Annotated in this window: 21 protein-coding genes; 7 read left to right on the forward strand and 14 right to left on the reverse strand. The window is 66.1% G+C overall.

Translation table 11 applies throughout. The features are described from left to right. The first annotated feature begins 21 nt into the window (after positions 1–21). A complete protein-coding gene (locus tag A5708_RS10935) occupies positions 22–855 on the forward strand; it encodes a lysophospholipid acyltransferase family protein (RefSeq protein ID WP_065028641.1) in 834 nt (277 codons plus the stop codon). Further along, on the forward strand, positions 855–1,289 hold the full coding sequence (locus A5708_RS10940) for an SRPBCC family protein (RefSeq protein ID WP_065028642.1): 435 nt from the start codon (positions 855–857) through the stop codon (positions 1,287–1,289). Before A5708_RS10935 ends, A5708_RS10940 begins: the two co-directional genes overlap by 1 nt. Before the next feature lie 15 nt (positions 1,290–1,304). Here A5708_RS10940 and A5708_RS10945 read toward each other — a convergent pair whose 3' ends face one another. From A5708_RS10945 to ag85B, 8 genes are all read right to left on the reverse strand, one after another. Next, positions 1,305–1,748, reverse strand: a complete 444-nt coding sequence (locus A5708_RS10945; protein WP_065028643.1) for a nuclear transport factor 2 family protein — start codon at positions 1,746–1,748, stop codon at positions 1,305–1,307. An 86-nt stretch (positions 1,749–1,834) separates the two neighbouring features. After that, on the reverse strand, positions 1,835–3,157 hold the full coding sequence (locus tag A5708_RS10950; protein ID WP_065028644.1) for a cytochrome P450: 1,323 nt from the start codon (positions 3,155–3,157) through the stop codon (positions 1,835–1,837). Between the two features lie 56 nt (positions 3,158–3,213). Further along, the gene (locus A5708_RS10955; RefSeq protein WP_065028645.1) at positions 3,214–3,636 is read right to left on the reverse strand and encodes a lipoprotein LpqH; all 423 of its coding nucleotides are present in this window, start codon (positions 3,634–3,636) and stop codon (positions 3,214–3,216) included. 12 nt (positions 3,637–3,648) lie between these two features. Then, positions 3,649–4,482 (reverse strand): SDR family oxidoreductase, encoded by an 834-nt coding sequence (locus tag A5708_RS10960; RefSeq protein ID WP_065028646.1) that lies wholly within the window; start codon positions 4,480–4,482, stop codon positions 3,649–3,651. Between the two features lie 5 nt (positions 4,483–4,487). Then, on the reverse strand, positions 4,488–4,961 hold the full coding sequence (locus A5708_RS10965; RefSeq protein WP_196772607.1) for an SRPBCC family protein: 474 nt from the start codon (positions 4,959–4,961) through the stop codon (positions 4,488–4,490). A gap of 35 nt (positions 4,962–4,996) precedes the next feature. Then, entirely contained in the window at positions 4,997–5,434 is a 438-nt protein-coding gene (gene rpfC, locus A5708_RS10970; protein ID WP_065028648.1) for a resuscitation-promoting factor RpfC, read from the reverse strand. 105 nt (positions 5,435–5,539) lie between these two features. After that, the gene (locus A5708_RS10975; RefSeq protein WP_065028649.1) at positions 5,540–6,124 is read right to left on the reverse strand and encodes a chorismate mutase; all 585 of its coding nucleotides are present in this window, start codon (positions 6,122–6,124) and stop codon (positions 5,540–5,542) included. Positions 6,125–6,299: 175 nt separating this feature from the next. Continuing rightward, positions 6,300–7,292, reverse strand: coding sequence for a diacylglycerol acyltransferase/mycolyltransferase Ag85B (gene ag85B, locus A5708_RS10980; RefSeq protein ID WP_065028650.1), 993 nt, complete (start codon positions 7,290–7,292; stop codon positions 6,300–6,302). A 684-nt stretch (positions 7,293–7,976) separates the two neighbouring features. Here ag85B and A5708_RS10985 point away from each other — a divergent pair. After that, positions 7,977–9,104 carry a DUF7159 family protein gene (locus tag A5708_RS10985; RefSeq protein WP_065028651.1) on the forward strand — a complete coding sequence of 376 codons (1,128 nt, stop codon included), beginning with the start codon at positions 7,977–7,979 and terminating at the stop codon, positions 9,102–9,104. 29 nt (positions 9,105–9,133) lie between these two features. On the opposite strand, the gene A5708_RS10990 is transcribed toward A5708_RS10985, so the two are convergent. Genes A5708_RS10990 through A5708_RS11000 form a run of 3 tightly spaced genes read right to left on the reverse strand, consistent with a single transcriptional unit; the run spans position 9,134 to position 12,043 of the window. Next, positions 9,134–9,694: a YceI family protein gene (locus A5708_RS10990; protein WP_065028652.1), complete on the reverse strand. Its 561-nt coding sequence runs from the start codon at positions 9,692–9,694 to the stop codon at positions 9,134–9,136. Between the two features lie 12 nt (positions 9,695–9,706). After that, entirely contained in the window at positions 9,707–10,720 is a 1,014-nt protein-coding gene (locus A5708_RS10995) for an alcohol dehydrogenase (protein WP_065028653.1), read from the reverse strand. A gap of 12 nt (positions 10,721–10,732) precedes the next feature. Further along, positions 10,733–12,043, reverse strand: coding sequence for a cytochrome P450 (locus A5708_RS11000; protein WP_065028654.1), 1,311 nt, complete (start codon positions 12,041–12,043; stop codon positions 10,733–10,735). A gap of 247 nt (positions 12,044–12,290) precedes the next feature. Between A5708_RS11000 and A5708_RS11005 the strand changes: the two genes are divergently transcribed. The 3 genes from A5708_RS11005 to A5708_RS11015 all read left to right on the forward strand — a co-directional run bounded on the left by A5708_RS11005 (position 12,291) and on the right by A5708_RS11015 (position 13,293). Then, the gene (locus A5708_RS11005) at positions 12,291–12,689 is read left to right on the forward strand and encodes a hypothetical protein (protein ID WP_065028655.1); all 399 of its coding nucleotides are present in this window, start codon (positions 12,291–12,293) and stop codon (positions 12,687–12,689) included. A gap of 12 nt (positions 12,690–12,701) precedes the next feature. Next, positions 12,702–12,992 (forward strand): hypothetical protein, encoded by a 291-nt coding sequence (locus tag A5708_RS11010; RefSeq protein ID WP_065028656.1) that lies wholly within the window; start codon positions 12,702–12,704, stop codon positions 12,990–12,992. Between the two features lie 79 nt (positions 12,993–13,071). After that, entirely contained in the window at positions 13,072–13,293 is a 222-nt protein-coding gene (locus tag A5708_RS11015) for a hypothetical protein (protein ID WP_065028657.1), read from the forward strand. Between the two features lie 15 nt (positions 13,294–13,308). On the opposite strand, the gene A5708_RS11020 is transcribed toward A5708_RS11015, so the two are convergent. Both A5708_RS11020 and A5708_RS11025 read right to left on the reverse strand, forming a co-directional pair. Next, entirely contained in the window at positions 13,309–14,439 is a 1,131-nt protein-coding gene (locus A5708_RS11020) for a nitronate monooxygenase (protein WP_065028658.1), read from the reverse strand. A gap of 112 nt (positions 14,440–14,551) precedes the next feature. Next, positions 14,552–15,016 carry a hypothetical protein gene (locus A5708_RS11025; RefSeq protein WP_065028659.1) on the reverse strand — a complete coding sequence of 155 codons (465 nt, stop codon included), beginning with the start codon at positions 15,014–15,016 and terminating at the stop codon, positions 14,552–14,554. A gap of 93 nt (positions 15,017–15,109) precedes the next feature. Here A5708_RS11025 and A5708_RS27790 point away from each other — a divergent pair, with 93 nt between their 5' ends. Further along, positions 15,110–15,232, forward strand: a complete 123-nt coding sequence (locus A5708_RS27790) for a hypothetical protein (RefSeq protein ID WP_269199387.1) — start codon at positions 15,110–15,112, stop codon at positions 15,230–15,232. A 90-nt stretch (positions 15,233–15,322) separates the two neighbouring features. Here A5708_RS27790 and A5708_RS11030 read toward each other — a convergent pair whose 3' ends face one another. Further along, entirely contained in the window at positions 15,323–16,273 is a 951-nt protein-coding gene (locus A5708_RS11030) for a class I SAM-dependent methyltransferase (RefSeq protein ID WP_065028660.1), read from the reverse strand. Positions 16,274–16,348: the final 75 nt, after the last annotated feature.

Raw genomic sequence — 16,348 nt, forward strand, 5'->3', positions numbered from 1 at the left:
CGCCGGGGTATCCCTCCGTCCGTGGCGACCGCGAAGGGCGTCTTGGGCTGGGCCCGCGACAAGGTGGTGTCGTGGGTGCCCAAAGCCGACCTCGACCAGCGGGATCCGGACTACATCCGCGACCAGCTGCCGGGAACCTGGTTGCTGGCGTCGCTCTATTTCAGGGCGGACGTGCGGGGCCTCGATCGCATTCCGGCCGAGGGACCGGTGCTGCTGGTGGGCAATCACAGCGGTGGCAACGTGCCGCCCGACACCTTCGTGTTCACGCTCGCCTTCTGCTCCTATTTCGGCGTCGAGCGGCCCTTCTACCAGTTGGCCCATGACCTCGTCGTCTCCGCTCCGCCGCTGGGAGGGTTGCGCAAATTCGGCACGGTAGCCGCCAATCCCGAGAACGCCCGTCTCGCATTGGATTCCGGCGCCGCGCTACTGGTCTACCCCGGGGGGGACTACGAGGTGTTCCGACCCTCGTGGGAGCGCCACAAGGTCGACTTCGGCGGGCGCATGGGCTACGTAAAGCTGGCCCGCGAGGCCAGGGTGCCGATCGTCCCCGTCGCGAGCATCGGTGGGCAGGAAAGCGCGCTTTTCCTCAACCGCGGGCAGTGGCTGGCCAAGTTGCTGATGGCCGACAAGTTGCTGCGGCTCAAGAGCATTCCGATATCGCTGGCGCTGCCCTGGGGCCTCAACATCAGCGACCTGGCCGGCCACATCCCGCTGCCCACCAAGATCGTGATCGAGGTTCAAGACCCGATCGAGGTGGACGGCGACGATCAAGCGGTGCACGACAAGGTGATGGCCTCCCTGCAGGCGGGCGTCGACCGACTGGCCGCCGAACGACGATTCCCGGTGATCGGCTGATGCGCGTCGAACGCCGTTGCGTCATCAACGCCGACCGTGCCGCCGTCTGGAAAATCGTCAGCGACCCGGACTGTTACCCCTCTTTCATGGCGAACCTGGAGCGATGGGAGTCGTCGAACGACAAACCATCCGGCGTCGGGGCGCGGTACACCGTCCACTGGAAGATCGGCTCCGTACCCGTTGGCGGGTTGATCGAGGTGGTCGAGTTCGACGACGGCCGCGACCTCGCCTGGGTGGGAATCACCGGCGTAACGCTGCGCGGGCGGATACGGTTGCGCGACAGAGGCGACGGCTGCACAAGGGTGACTTTTCGGCTGTCGTATCAGGCGCCCGGCGGAATACTCGGGTATATCGCCGATCGGATCGCCGTGCGCCAGGTGGGACGCACACTGACGGAAACGTTGAAACGGCTCCGCAGACTGGCCGAGTCGTAGCCGCGACAAGCGTTGTCAGACCAGCGCTGAAGCGTCGAACACCCAGCTCACATCGCCGGTCGCCAAGCCCTCGAAGTGGTTCGGGGGAGCGAAGGCCACCAGGCTGTTGAAGTCCCAATAGTCTTTCCAGACAGTCACTTTGCCGTCGACGACCTTGTGCACCGTGACGAATCGCAGCACACCCTGCTCGCCGGTGGCGAACGTCCAAGTCTCGGAGTGCTCGTAGAGCACGTCGGAGCCGTTGGACACCAGGACGCCGGTGTGGTTCTCGTAGCCGGCCAGCTGTTCGAGACCCACCCTGAGGCGCTTGACGATGTCCTCCGGACCGCGGGCCGCCAATGCGGGAACCGGCATGTCGACATAGAGGCAGTCGTCGGACAGGAAGGTCTTGATCGCTTCCCAATCGCGCCGCGACAGGGCCTGCCACAGCCCACGTACGACATCCTCGACCGCGATCATAGATACCTCTGTCATAACGGCAAATAGAACCGTGTTGCCGCGCCGGTGTCAATAAGTCGGCCGGAGGGTCGCGGGGCGGTGGGCCGCTAGCCGTCCACCGCGGCCATCGACCGGGCCGGGCCCAGGTTCACCGGCAACGACGACCAGCCCCGCAGGACGCGGGTTTCGCGCCTGCTTCCGGCGCCCGCCGCGCGCACCCCGGGGAAGCGATCGAAAAATGTGCGCAGTCCGACTTCTCCCTCGGCGCGCGCGAGGGCGGCGCCAAGACAGAAGTGCCGGCCACCGGAAAAGGCGAGATGCCTTCCGGCATTCTCCCTTTCGATGTCGAAGCGATGCGGGTCGGGGAACACGGCGGGATCCCGATTGGCGGCGGCCAGATACACCAGCACCAAATCGCCGCGTTCTAACTGCCGGCCGGCTATCTCGACATCGTTGAGCGCCAACCGTGCGGTCAGTTGCACCGGTGACTCCAGCCGCAGGATCTCTTCGACTGCGTTGGGCCACAGCTCGGGGCGCCGTCGCAGGGTGTCGAGGTGCTGGGGCGCATCCATCAGCATGCGGATCCCATTGCCGAGCAGATTCACGGTGGTCTCGAAACCGGCGGCCAACACCAGACCGGCGATCGCCTGTAGCTCTTTGTCATTGAGATAGGTTTCCGCAGAACCGCTTTCGGCGGTCTGGATCAGCTGACTCATCAGATTGTCGCTGGGGTCCAAGCGCAAGTGCTGCAGGTGCTCGTCGAGCCAGGAGCTGAAGCCGGCGATGCCTTCCTGCACGCTGCGGTATTGCCGCCACGGCAATCCGATGTCGAGACTCGGCGCGGCCAGTTCACCGAATTCCAGCACACGCCGCCGCTCGGCCTCCGGCACGCCGAGGATCTCGCTGATGATCGAAACCGGAAGTTGCGCGCAGTACCGCCGGACGATGTCCACGACACCCAACTCGCCGACCAGCCGGTCCAACAACTCGGCGGCGGTCTGCTCCACCCGATCTCGCAGCGCGGCAACCGCTCTGGGGGTGAACACCGCCGATACGGTCTTGCGATAGCGGGTGTGGTCGGGCGGCTCGACCGCCAGTAACGACGGTGCCCGCAGTGGATGCAGGAGGTCGTCGCGGGTGTGGCGCTCCAGCCATCGCAGCGGCGCCGGCAGGTTCGATCCGAAGATCAGCACCCGAAAATCATCGGACCGCAGCAGCTCATGGGCGACCGCGTGATCCGCCGTCAGATAGGCGACGCGGCCCTTTACCAGCTTGCCCCGGGCGCGCACCTCGTCGTAGTAGGGGACCGGGTCGGCGGCCACCGCCGGATCGGCGATCAGCCTGGCCTGGACGTCACCGCGCCGGGCTCCGAGGGCAGCGACTCCCCGGATGAAGCCATGCATCGCGAACCAGTGCAATCGTTCCTTCACTGGCCCCTCCCTGGTCCGGGTGTCGTTTCGAGCCTAGGCCCCGACCACCTCGAGAGTCAGCACTGCGCGACGATTTTGAAGTCGGTGGTCACCACTTTGTTGGGGTTGCTGCTGTTGATGCCGTACGCGCTGCCCGTGATGGTGTACGCGTCGTTGGTGAGGTCGACGTGCGCGTCTCCCACCCCGCCTTGCCAGAAGCTGCCGGTGAAGCCGTCGACATTGCGGATCTTCACCCACTGCGGCATCGCCCGGTAACCGCTGAGCAGCACCACCGCCTCAACCCCGCCATCGTGGTCGCCGATGTTAATGGTCCGATACATCTGATCCTGCCGGCACGCGGGGGGCCGCGTCGTGTGAGTCGCGCCGTCGATGGTCAGACGGGCGGCCCGGCGAGGTGTCGTCTGGGCCGCGCTGCACCCGGCGACGCTGACGACGACCGCCGCCAGGACCAAAGCGACTGTGAGCAACCGATTTTGCACCAGCCGACCTCCTTATTGTTGCTTCGGCGCCAGCTTAGGTAGGGACTTGACGATGCTGCGTCGCACGAATTCCGGACTCAGACCCTTGAAAAAGTCAATCAGGCGAATGCTCTTCGGCACATACCAATGCAAGCGCTTCTGATTGTGGTAGGCCTGCCACGCCGTCTCGGCCACGCTGCTTGCCGGCATCAACCGAAGCATGCCCTTCTTCGGCGCGGTGGCCCGCAGTTGCTCGGCGGTCATGGGCGCGCGGCGGACGTCGGAGTGGTTGGTCGTCGTCGTGAGGATGGCGGTGTCGATCAAACCGGGCAGTACGTCGGCGACGCGCACCCCGTGTCGCTGCCATTCCACGCTCAAGGCCTCCGTCAGACCTTTGACCGCGTGCTTGGTGGACGAGTAGACGGCCAGGCGCGGCATGCCATAGGTGCCCGAGGACGACGACGTCGAGAACATCAGGCTGCCGGGGGTTTGCTTGAGGTACGGCAGCGACGCGTAGGCGCCCGTCAGGACCGCCTTGAAATTCACGTCGACGACGCGCATCGCGGCGTCATAGGGAACGTCCTCGAACCAGCCGGATTCGCCGATGCCGGCGTTGTTCCACATCATATCCAGACCGCCACCGGTGTTGCCGGCGCAGAAATCGGCCAAGGCGCCGTCGAGGGCCGCCTTGTCCGTCACATCGACGGCGCGGGTCCACAGCCGATCCTCACCGAGTTCATCGCTCAGGGTCGCAAGGCCGGCCTCGTTGCGGTCGACCGCGCCCACCCGCCAACCTTTGGCGTGGAACAGCTTTGCCCCCTCGCGGCCCATGCCGCTGCCCGCGCCGGTGATGAAGACCGATTTCACGAGCGTCAGGCCGCCTCGGCCACGTCTTTGATGCGGTTCAGCGTCTTGGTCATGTCTCGGATGTTGCGTCGTTTGCGCAGAAAGCCACCGAACAACCAGTACACGCCGAGCCATGGCGCCGGGTTGAGCCGAAACGACTCGGTGACGTCGGTCCCGCCGCCGCTGGGCGCCAGGCGGTAGTGCCAGTTGTTGACCGGCCTGTCACCGAGCAGCACCGTGAAGCCGAATTCGCGACCCGGTTCGCACGCGGTGACCTTGCACGTCGTCCAGTACACCGGGCCCATCTCGTTGCGCTTGACGTGGCCGCGGAATTTCGCACCGAGGGCCGGACCGGTCGCGCCGCCCAGCCACTCGGCTTCAAAAACTTCCGGGGAGAACTTTCCGGTGTTGCGGATGTCCGCGATGAGATCCCAGATCTTGGCCGCAGGCGCCGCCATATGAACAGTCGCCGAACCTTCCATGGGCTGATCCAAACACAGCTAGGCGCTGGGACATAGACCGCAGGTGCGTTTCATCAGTGCGGGACGGCGGCCTGGATCAACCCGTTGATGATCTGCTTGATGCCCTGGGCTGGGTGCGAGTACCAGCCGATTGGCAGGCCGGACTGCGCGCCGCATTTTGGCCAGGCCTCCACGCCCTCTTCGGCGAAAACCCGGTTGGCCACGGCGATTTGCTGCTCCCTGGATGCGGCAGCGGGGTTACCGACGCCGCCGTAGCGGGCCCAGGTGCTCGGCTTGAACTGCAGCCCACCGTATTCGCCGTTCCCGGTGTTGGCGTGCCAGTTGCCACCGGACTCGCATTGAGCGATCGCGTCCCAGTTGGGAGCGGTTTCCGCGCTCACCACACCCGTGGACGAAGCCATCGACGCTGCAACGAACCCGCCGACCGCTACGGACTTGACGAGAAGCTTGCAGAGATATTTCATGCCCAGGATTTCGGCCCGTGTGGCCAAAGCGTTACCTATTCGAAAATGGCGCGAGATATGCCATCTATCTGCGGAAACCGGCTTATCGGCGGGCCAAATCGGACCGTTAGAAATCGGTGAGGAAAAATTAAATTATCGCTGGCAATACGACTGCGTCGCTGATGACAGGGCCTTTTGGTACAGGCTGTCGAGCTGACGATCGCGGATGACGCCGCTTCGTGCGGCGTCGCGTTCCGCGGCGCATTCCGGTGAGTGCAGCAGGTTCCAGTTCGCCGAAATCTGGGTCAGCATCGTCCGGTTGAAGGCGTCGATCGCCGACCGCGACGCCGACAGGTCCGGCGAGTCGGGCGGAGCGCTCGCCGGGTTCAGCTTCCAGTCCGCGAACCGGCTGTATTCGATGGCCTCGGTGGCACCGATCTGGTCCCCGAAAACCCGGGTGACGTAGTCGCGGTCGACGTGTCCGGCGTCGGCGTCGTCGCCCAGCCGGGCCAGCTCCTGCTCGACGCGGGCCGGGTCCTCGATGGCGCCGTGCTGGTTCCATTTGTAGGCGGCGACGGGCTCGGCAACCTGCAGCCGTTGCGCGGCGGCGTCGACCAAGGGGGTCAGCGGGCTCGCCGGGTCGGCCCGAACCGGGGCCACAAGCATCGCCAGGCCGCCGATCACGCCGGCCCAGCGCGCGGCCGCGGCCGGGCGGGGCGGGCGAACGCTGCGCTGCATGACGATGATTCTGGCGTGTCGGTGGCCCGGCGTCGGCCGGGACGCTCCGACGAGATGCCGTCACAGTGATCATTTGTCGCCGGACGACGAAACCGCCCGGGCTGGAGCCCCTTGACGCACTACTGCGCCTGACGAAGCTGTCAGGCGCAGTAGTGAACGAGCCGGGCGTAAGGGGTTATCCGCCGCCGCCCTGGGTGGCGCCGAGGGTGCCCTGCAGGTCGGGCTTCATGGCGTTGAGCTGGGCTCCCCAGTACTCCCAGCTGTGGGTCCCGTTGGCGTCGAAGTTGAACACGGCGTTGTGGCCACCGGCCGCGTTGTAGGCATCCCGGAACTTCAGGTTGCTGCTCCGGACGAAGTTCTCCAGGAACTCGGCGGGCATGTTCGCCCCACCCAACTCAGACGGCGTCCCGTTACCGCAGTAGATCCAGAGGCGGGTGTTGTTACCGGCCAGCGCCCCGACCTGAAGGGTCGGGTCGTTGCGCGCCCAGGCCGGGTCGCTCGACGGCCCCCACATGGCGTCGGGCTTGTAGCCGCCGGCGTCGCCCATTGCGAGACCGATCAGGGAGGGGCCCATTCCCTGGGAGGGGTCCATCAGGGCCGACAGCGAGCCGGCGTAGATGAACTGTCCCGGGTGGTTGACGGCCAAGATCAGCGCCGAGGAGCCGGACATCGAGATACCGACCGCGGCGCTGCCGTTGGACTTGACGCTCTTGTTGGAGGCCAGATACCCGGGGAGTTCGCTGGTCAGGAAGGTCTCCCACTTGTAAGTCGAGCAGCCGGCCTTACCGCACGCCGGACCGTACCAGTCGGCGTAGAAGCTGGACTGGCCGCCGACCGGCATGACGATCGAGAGGCCTGACTTGTAGTACCACTCGAACGCCGGTGTGTTGATGTCCCAGCCGTTGTAGTCGTCTTGGGCCCGCAGACCGTCCAGCAGATACACCGCGGGAGAACCGTTGCCGCCGCTCTGGAACTGGACCTTGATGTTGCGGCCCATGCCCGCGGACGGCACCTGCAGGTACTCGACGGGCAGGCCCGGACGCGAGAACGCGTTCGCCGTCGGGGCGCCGCCGGCAAGACCGATCAGGCCCGGCAGTGTGGCTGCCGCCGCTGTGCCGACCAAAAGCCGGCGCCCCCAGGCCCGGACCTTCTCGCTCAGATCTGTCATACCTGCCCCTTGTCGATGTGGTCAGTGTGATCGTGGTCTCACAGGAATTTACCGTGCAAGTCCGCGAAATGTCGATTGGGACGCGAACGCGTCTCGTTTCGGCATCGCTTTTCACCTCATAATTTCGCCACCCGGCACACCTGGGCGGCGTCACGCGACGCGTACCCGCTCGATGACGGTCCAACGCGTCGGGTCAGAAAATGCCAGGCAGCACCGCCCGTCAGGCACGGTGAGCGCCGAGCACCCCCGCGATACGCCGCGATATAGAAAGCAACCGAAATGACGGCCGCGCGGATTTCGGTGCGGAGCGCCACCGGACAGCTGCGCGTCGCATCTTTGACCGTTTGGCGGCGTCGCCCCCGTACCGCGACACCGATAAATATTTTCTCGTCCGATAAAACGATGTGGCTTTAGCCGCCGAACGGCCACCACCCACATCCGTGGCACGTCGGGGGCCGCGTGCGCGCTTCCCGGCGCCGCCCTGTTCAGCCGGCGATTCCCAGGCGATGACTGACCGGGGCAGCCGGACTTGCGCCGACCGCGTAGGCTCTCTCGGAGCAAGCCGATGAAGACCACGCTATCCCGTGTCTGTTCCGGCTCTCACGAATCACCGCACCTGCGGCTTCATGGTGCGCGTCGGTTGCTGCTGAGGGCGTCGGACGCGGGACCGATTGGGGCATAGATTTGGACACGGTTCTTGGCCTGTCAGTGACGCCGACCGCCGTTGGTTGGGTCCTCGCCGAAGGACACGGCGCGGATGGCACCATCCTGGATCACCAGGAGCTGGCGCTGCGCGCCGGCCACGGCGTTCACGCCGTGGGTACCGCAGAGCAAGTGGTAGACGAGGTATTACGGGTCGACACCTCGGCGGCGGCAAGCGATCACCGACTGCGTGTCATCGGAGTGACCTGGAACGACGAAGCATCCGCGCAGGCCGCGCTGGTGCTGGAGGCGCTGACCGACGCGGGATTCGACAACGTCGTGCCGATCCGGTTCCTGGACGCCGTCGAGACGTTGGCTCAGGCCATTGCGCCCGTGATCGGTTACGAGCAGACGGCGGTTTGCATTCTCGACAACAACGCGACGACCGTCGTCATGGTCGACACCCATGATGGGGAGACCCAGACGGCGACCAAGCACGTGCGCGGCGGCTTCGACGGCCTGACGCGCTGGCTGACCGGTATGTTCGAGCGCAACGGATGGCAGCCGGGCGGCGTTGTGGTCGTCGGCGCCCACGACGACATCGACGGGCTGTCCTGGCAACTCGAAAAGACTTTGCCAATACCGGTTTTCGTACAGTCGATGGCCCAGGTGACCATCGCGCGCGGCGCCGCGCTGTCCGCGGCCCGCAGCACCGAGTTCACCGACGAACAGTTGGTGGAGGACGTCGGCGAACCCGTCCCGGCACGCACCCAGAAGCGGCAATTGTCCTACTCCGGGGCCGTGACCGCGCTGGCGGCCGGCGCCATCACGTTCGTCGGCTCGGTGTCACTCGCGGTGGGGATTCACGTCGGTCCCGCCAGCGCGGCGCCCGCGCCGAAGCACGCGACGCACCCGCCGACGCCGCAGATCGCCGAAGCCGTCACGGCCGTCGCGCCGCTTCCGGCGGCCCCGCCGACCGAGCAGGCCGCTCCACAGCCCAAGCCGCCTGCCCGGGAACCGGTTTCGGAGCCGAGCGCTCCGGAAGAGCAGCCCGCCGCCGGCGGCGACCGACAGCCGTACCTGACGCGGGTGCTGGAGCACATTCCCGGCGACACCGGCGAACCGGCGGCTGATTCAGCCCCGCGCGCTGCGACCGACCCACAGCCCTGACCCTTCTTCCGGCGCCGCGCCGGCAGCGCTCAAATGTTCTGGGCGCGAACCGCGGAGAGAGTCAACGACACCTCGTCTGCGACTTGGACCGAACCCATCAGCAGCGAGTAGGGCTTGATGCCGTAGTCGGACTGACGGATGGTGGATTCGACCGACATCCGCCACGAGTCCCCGAGATCCTCTGTGTGCACCTCGATCACGTGGTCTCGCGACTTTCCCCGGATCCCGAGCGTGCCGGTCAGACGGTACCCGTCGTCGGCCTCCTCGATGGCGTCCGCGATGTAGGTAATTTCGGGGAATTGATTGGCGGACAATGACTTCAGCGCGTTCGAACGCGCCAATGCCTTCTCGGTCCCGGACAACCCTTTGACCCCGCCGTCGCCGCGCAGCACCTCGAGCGAATCGGCCTCGACCACAAGCTCCGCGCTGACGGGTCGAGAATTTGCCCAGTTTACGGTGGCGCGCCAGCGCGTCATCGCGATGGTGAGACGATGACCCATCCGTGCCGCCCTACCGGCAACACCGGTGTGCAACAACAATTCACCGTCAGCCGGACCGATCGTCCACACCGGGTTTACGTCAGAAGTCACGAACCGACTGTGTCACATGGTCAAAACGGTGCGGTAGTGCGCCCGACCCTCTTCCAGGGCCGCATAGCCCTCCTTGGCCTGTGACAGCGGAAGTTCCTCGATCCATGCCCGCACGCCGGACAAGACCGCGAAATGCATCGTGTCTTCGACGTCCTTCGCCGTCCCGGAGGGATGGCCGACGATGCTGACGCCCGGCGTTATCAGTTGCACCGGGCTGATCGGCAGCGGCTCGGGCGTGACCCCGATGGTCACCAGTTCACCTTGGGGGAGTATGCCGCCGACCGTGGCAGCCATGGCTTGTGAATTGCCGGCGGTGGCCAGCACAACGCTCGCGCCGCCAAGATCCTTCAGCGCCTCGGCGGGATCGTTGGCGGTGGAGTCGATGTAGTGATGGGCGCCCAGCTTCCGGGCATCGTCGGCCTTGCCGGTACCGCGGTTGATCGCGATGGTTTCGAAGCCCATCGCCTGGGCGAACTGCACGCCGAGGTGGCCCAGTCCGCCGACCCCGAGAATCGCCACCCGATCGCCGGGCAGCGCCTTGGTGTGCCGCAAGGCGTTGTAGGTGGTCACACCCGCACAACCCATCGGGGCGGCGTCGGCGTCGGAGAGCTCGTCCGGGATGCGGGCCAGCGCGCTCACCGGCGCGGTCACCGACTCCGCGTAGCCACCGGGATACTGCCAACTCGGCACCTTGCCGTTCTCGCAGTGAATGAACAAGCCCTTACGGCATTGGTTACAGCGGTAACAACAACCGCCGAACCAGCCGACCGCGACACGATCACCGATCCCGAAATCCTGTACGCCATCGCCGATCTCGGCGATCTTGCCGGCGATTTCATGCCCGGGAGTCAGCGGCCAGGACATGCCGGGGAACCCGCCGTTGACGAAGTGTGCATCGGTGCCGCAGATGCCGCACGCGGCGACCGTCAGCCGTACCTCGTCGCGACCCGGTGGTTTGGTTTCGGCGTCGACCAGCTCCAAAGCTGCACCTGCGGACGGGACATGGACGGCTCGATGAGTGGGCATGCCCCTAGCTTGTCACCCCTGCGACTGATGCGCGACAGGACACTTCTCGGCGCCGTTGGTGTGATAGTCGACCTGCCAGTGCTTGATTCCGTTGAGCCAGCCCGACCGCAGTCGCTCGGGCTTGCCCGCCGATTCCAGGTCGGGCATGGCGTCGGCGATCGCATTGAACATCAGGTCGATCGTCATCCGCGCCAGGTTGGCCCCGAGACAGTAGTGCGCGCCGGTGCCACCGAAGCCCACGTGCGGGTTGGGATCCCGAAGGATGTTGAAGGTGAACGGGTCGTCGAACACATCCTCGTCGAAATTGGCTGAGCGATAGACCATTACGACCCGCTGGCCCTTCTTGATCTGCACGCCGGAAAGCTCGTAGTCATCCAGGGCGGTCCGCTGGAATGAGGTGACCGGCGTCGCCCACCGCACGATCTCGTCGGCCGTGGTGACGGGACGCTCGCGCTTGTACAGCTCCCACTGATCGGGGAAGTCGGTGAAGGCCATCATGCCCTGGGTGATCGAGTTGCGGGTGGTCTCGTTTCCCGCGACGGCCAGCAGGATCACGAAGAAGCCGAACTCGTCGTCGGAGAGCTTGTGCCCGTCGACGTCGGCCTCGATCAGCTTGGTGACGATGTCGTCCCCGGGGTTCTGCTTACGGTCGGCGGCCATCTGCATGGCGTAGGTGATCAGTTCGACCGAGGCGCCCATCGCGTCGTTGCGGGCGAATTCGGGATCCTGATCGCCCACCATTTCGTTCGACCAGTGGAACAGCTTCATGCGGTCCTCTTGCGGCACCCCCATCAGCCCGGCGATCGCCTGCAGCGGCAGCTCGCAGGACACCTGCTCGACGAAGTCGCCGGAACCCTCGGTCGCCGCGGCCGCGACGATGCGCCGGGCGCGCTCGTTCAGGTCGTCGCGCAGGAGCTCGACGGCGCGGGGGGTGAATCCGCGGGAGATGATTTTGCGGAGGTGGGTGTGCTGCGGGGCGTCCATGTTGAGCAACACGAACTTGCCCGTCTCGCGCTGCTCGCGCACCGTGCCCTCTTTGTATCGGGGCAGGGCGGTGTTCTCCAGGCTGGAGAAGATGTCGCTGCGTCGCGAAATCTCTTTGACGTCCTTGTGCTTGGACACCACCCAGAAGCCGCCGTCATCGAATCCGCCTACCCCGTCCGGCTGTTCGTTCCACCAGATCGGCGCGGTCCGGCGCAGCTCGGCCAGTTCTTCCACCGGGAGTCGCTCGGCGTGGATGTCCGGGTCGGTGAAGTCGAAGCCGGGAGGCAGATTGGGGACCGGCTTAACGGTTGGCTCGACGGTTGGCTCGACGGTTGGCATTGCCCGCTCCTCGATGACGAAGTGGTCTAGTCGTCCTTGTGCAAGGAAACCACTGCCGCACCTTGGTTGGGAAGCATTGACGCAAGATCCCCGGGGGCGAATTGGAACGTGTTCTCCACCGGCGGTTTTTCACCGAGGAGCGGGTCCCGGCCGGCGGTCGCGGTCATGCGCCGGAACGGTCTTGTGGCCGGCGGTCCGACCGATATGCTTTGGTGCAGGTCACCGGCGACGACAGGCGGGGTAGGACATGATTCGGGAACTGCTCAGCGCCGCTTCGATAGCGGGCATCACGATCGGCTTGGCACCGTGCGCGGCCGCCGGATATGACGGCGACGTACCCGGGATGAACTATCAGGCTTCGTTGGGCGCTCCGTGCGACAACTACGAGCGCTTCATCTTCGGGCGGGGGCCCAGCGGCCAGGCCGAGGCCTGCCACTTCCCGCCGCCCAACCAGTTCCCGGCGGCCACCACCGGGTATTGGGTGGCGTCGTATCCGCTGTACGGGGTCCAGCAGACCGGCGCGAAATGCCCGGGCTCGCAGGCCGCTGCGCAGACTCCGGACGGACTTCCCATGTTGTGCCTGGGGGCTCAGGGGTGGCAGCCCGGATGGTTCACGGGCGCAGGGTTCTTCCCGCCGAGCGGATAACGGCTGACGACGATGCGCGACCGCCCGCAGACCCAGAATCCGATTCCCCGCTGGCTGCGTTTCGTGCTGGCCTCCGATCGTGCCGGGTCGGCGTGGTACATCGGCACGGGGTTTTTCTTCGCGCCGGTGCTCGCCGTGTTCTCGCCGTGGCCCGCGGTCACCGCCGTGCTATGGGGTGTCATCGCACTGGCCGGGCTGTGGCTGGGACTGCTGGGTATAGCGATGGCCATCGGGCTGGCGCGAATAATGCGCTCCGGCGCCGAAATTCCCGAAGACTACTGGCGTTCGTTGGTGCACTACTAGTGCCGCGACACCGACGAGAAATGGTGAGTGGCCCCGTCTAGAGTCAGAGCGACCGCCCTGCAACAAAAGGAGACTCGAGATGGCCTTCAATCCCAAAGATGCAGTCGACGCGGCGAGGGACATCGCGACCAACGCCGTCGAGAAAGCCTCCGACATCGTCGAACACGCCAGTGACATCATCCGCGGCGACCTCGCCGGCGGCGCCAGCGGCATCGTTCAGAATTCGATCGACATCGGCACGTACGCGTTTGACCGGACGAAGGAAGTGTTCACCGGCCACGACGAAGTCGACGACGTCTAGGCCTGTCGCCTCCGGCTATACGGAGGCGGCCTCGTTGAGCTCGTCGAGCCGGTTAGTGGCTTCCAGGTACTCCTGCACCCAGCGCTCGATGACGGTCGAGGTCTTCTCCACCTTGGTGAACTGACCGACCACCTGACCGACGGGGTTGAACGCCACGTCGACCGATTCGTTGGGGTACCTGTTGGTGGCGCGGACGGCCATGCCGGAAACCATGTACTGCAACGGCATTCCGAGCGGCTTCGGGTTGTCCGGTGCCTCCCATGCCTCGGTCCAGTCGTTGCGCAGCATGCGGGCCGGCTTGCCGGTGAACGAGCGGCTGCGGACGGTGTCGCGGCTGCCTGCCTTGACGTAGGCCTCCTGCTGGACCGGGGTGTTCGAGGACTCCTCGACCATCAGCCACTGCGATCCGGTCCACGCGCCCTGCGCGCCGAGCGCCAGCGCGGCCGCGATCTGCTCACCGCTGCCGATGCCGCCCGCGGCCAGCACCGGAACCGGGGCGACCTCCTTGACGACCTGCGGCCACAGCACGATCGAGCCCACCTCACCGCAGTGCCCGCCGGCCTCACCGCCCTGGGCGATGATTATGTCGACGCCTGCGTCGGCGTGCTTGCGAGCCTGCGAAGGGGAGCCGCACAGCGCCGCGACCTTGAGCCCGGCGTCGTGGATGTGCTTGATCATCTCGGCCGGCGGGGTGCCCAGCGCGTTGGCGATCATCTTCACCTTCGGGTGCTTGAGCGCCACCTCGACCTGCGGCGTGGCCGTCGCCTCGGTCCAGCCGAGGAGCTGCAGGGTGTCGCCGTCGCTATCCTCGACCGGCACGCCGTGGTCGGCGAGGATCTTCTTGCCGAAGTCCAGGTGCTCCTGCGGCACCATCTTGCGCAGCGTCTCGGCCAGCTCCTCCGCCGACAGGTGGGAGTCCATGCCCTCGTACTTGTTCGGGATGACGATGTCGACCCCGTACGGGTGGTCGCCGATGTTCTCGTCGATCCACTTCAACTCGATCTCCAGCTGCTCGGGTGTGAAGCCGACCGCTCCGAGCACGCCGAACCCCCCGGCCTTGCTGACCGCCACGACGACATCGCGGCAGTGGGTGAAGGCGAAAATCGGGAACTCGATCCCGAGTTCGTCGCAGATAGGGGTGTGCATTACAACTCCTGGGAGCTCGCCGAATTGGAACGTGTTCTAGTTTAGTACGTGGCTCACTGACGTGGCCAGCGGGTCCTGACCTGCGCCTTATTACTACGACTCGTCGTGCACGTCAGATCGCAATGCTGGTCGCCAGCCACAGGATGAGAAACGCGAGCATGCAGGCGGCGGACAGCAGATGGTCTCGGCAGATCGATCGCGCCAGGCGCGTCTGCTCGGACGGGCTGTCCGTGCGGCGCCCGAGTTGTACCGCATCGGGGACGGTGTGTGTCAACGCCAACATGGTCGGGATGCCGGCAATCGGCGCCGACGTCACCAGCAGCCAGCCTGGGTCGTGCCCGCGCGCGGCCTGCAGCACGAGCGTTCCCAGCAACATGAGCATGACGAGCGCGATCAGGCGGTTCATCGGCCGCGACGTGGTGGTCGCGCGGTGGTAGTACGCCGCGATGGACGCGAGCACGGGCTCGGGCAGTTCGGTCCGGGCCTTCCGGTAGCGAAGGACTTGGACGTCGAAAATCAAGTCCATCCACAAGACGGCGAACAAGAACCCGCCGCAGGCCATGAGCAACGGGGCCATGGCTCTCACCCACCTCTGATCCATCCCGGACACCGCGTCGCAGCGCGGCCGCCACTTGGACCCATTGTTCTCGGCAGCGCAAGGGGCATCGGGGTGTTGGCAAGCCCGGGGTCGCTCGTCGCGGATCTCGATCTCGACGCACTCGTGGGCCTATGCGACCGCACCCTGGAGGCCGCGCACAAGGACCTGCGCGGCGGATACGGGCTCGACTATTGACGCCGGGAAACGCGCTGGGCTCCGCGATGCCGCTACCGCCCGAATAGTCGGTTCGAGCATTCGTATCCATCAAATAGCCTGGCGCGCCTGCTATTTGGCGGCGGTGTCGGTCTTGTGCAGGACGGCGGTGCAGTAGTAGTTCTCGGCGAACGGCGCCTCTTGGCCGTCGGGGCCCGCGACGGGTTGCAACGGGAATCCGTTGTCGGCCAGCATCCGGTTCAGCGCCGTGCGGACCACCTGCCAGCCCCGGTCTTCCAGATAGGTCGCCACGTCATCGCGTTCGCCGGGGATGCCCAGATTCGCAAGCTCGACGTCGAGACCGTTGTCCGCCCAATTCCGAAAGGCCCGGTTCAACGCCTCCTGATTGACAGGGGAGTTCAGAAAGACCTCGGCCACCAGCCGACTGCCGTCGGCGCTGAGCGCGGTGATGTTGTCCAGCAATTTGTCCTGGGCCTCCGGCGGCAGGAACCCGAGCAGGCCCTCCGCCGCCCACGCGGCCGGCCGCTCGGTGTCGAACCCGGCGCGACGCAGCGCCGACGGCCAATCCTGGCGCAGGTCCACGGGGACCGCGCGGACCTCGGCCGTCGGCTTCGCGCCGAGCTCGCCGATGGTGGCCGACTTGAAGTCGATGATTTGCGGTTGATCGATCTCGAACACCGTGGTGCCCGCCGCCCAGGGCAGCCGATACCCGCGCGCGTCGAGACCGGCGGCGAGGATGACCACCTGGCGAATTCCGGCGGTCCCGCCGCCTTGCTGGGCCTCGGCGAAGAACGCGTCGAAATACCGCGTGCGCGCCGCCACCGCGTTGGTCAGGCGTTGCATCCCCCAGGGGTCGCCGGGGACGTCGACGTCGTCGGAGTCGAGTTCGCCGGCGGCCCAGCGGATGAAGAAATCGATGCCGACGGCGCGCACCAGGGGCTCGGCGAACCGGTCGTCGATCAGGGCGCCCCGGGTGGCCCGGGCCCTTGCCGAGGCCACCATGGTGGCGGTGGCGCCCACGCTGGTCGCCAGATCCCAGGTGTCGTCGTCGGTGCGCGCCATCCTGCAGCCCTCTCGCCGGCCGATCAGACACAGCGTCGCATGGAGATGAGGCCCAGGTGCCGGATCCCTTGATCC

Origin of the sequence: Mycobacterium colombiense (assembly GCF_001672755.1) — a bacterium.
GTDB classification, from domain to species: Bacteria; Actinomycetota; Actinomycetes; order Mycobacteriales; family Mycobacteriaceae; genus Mycobacterium; species Mycobacterium colombiense_C.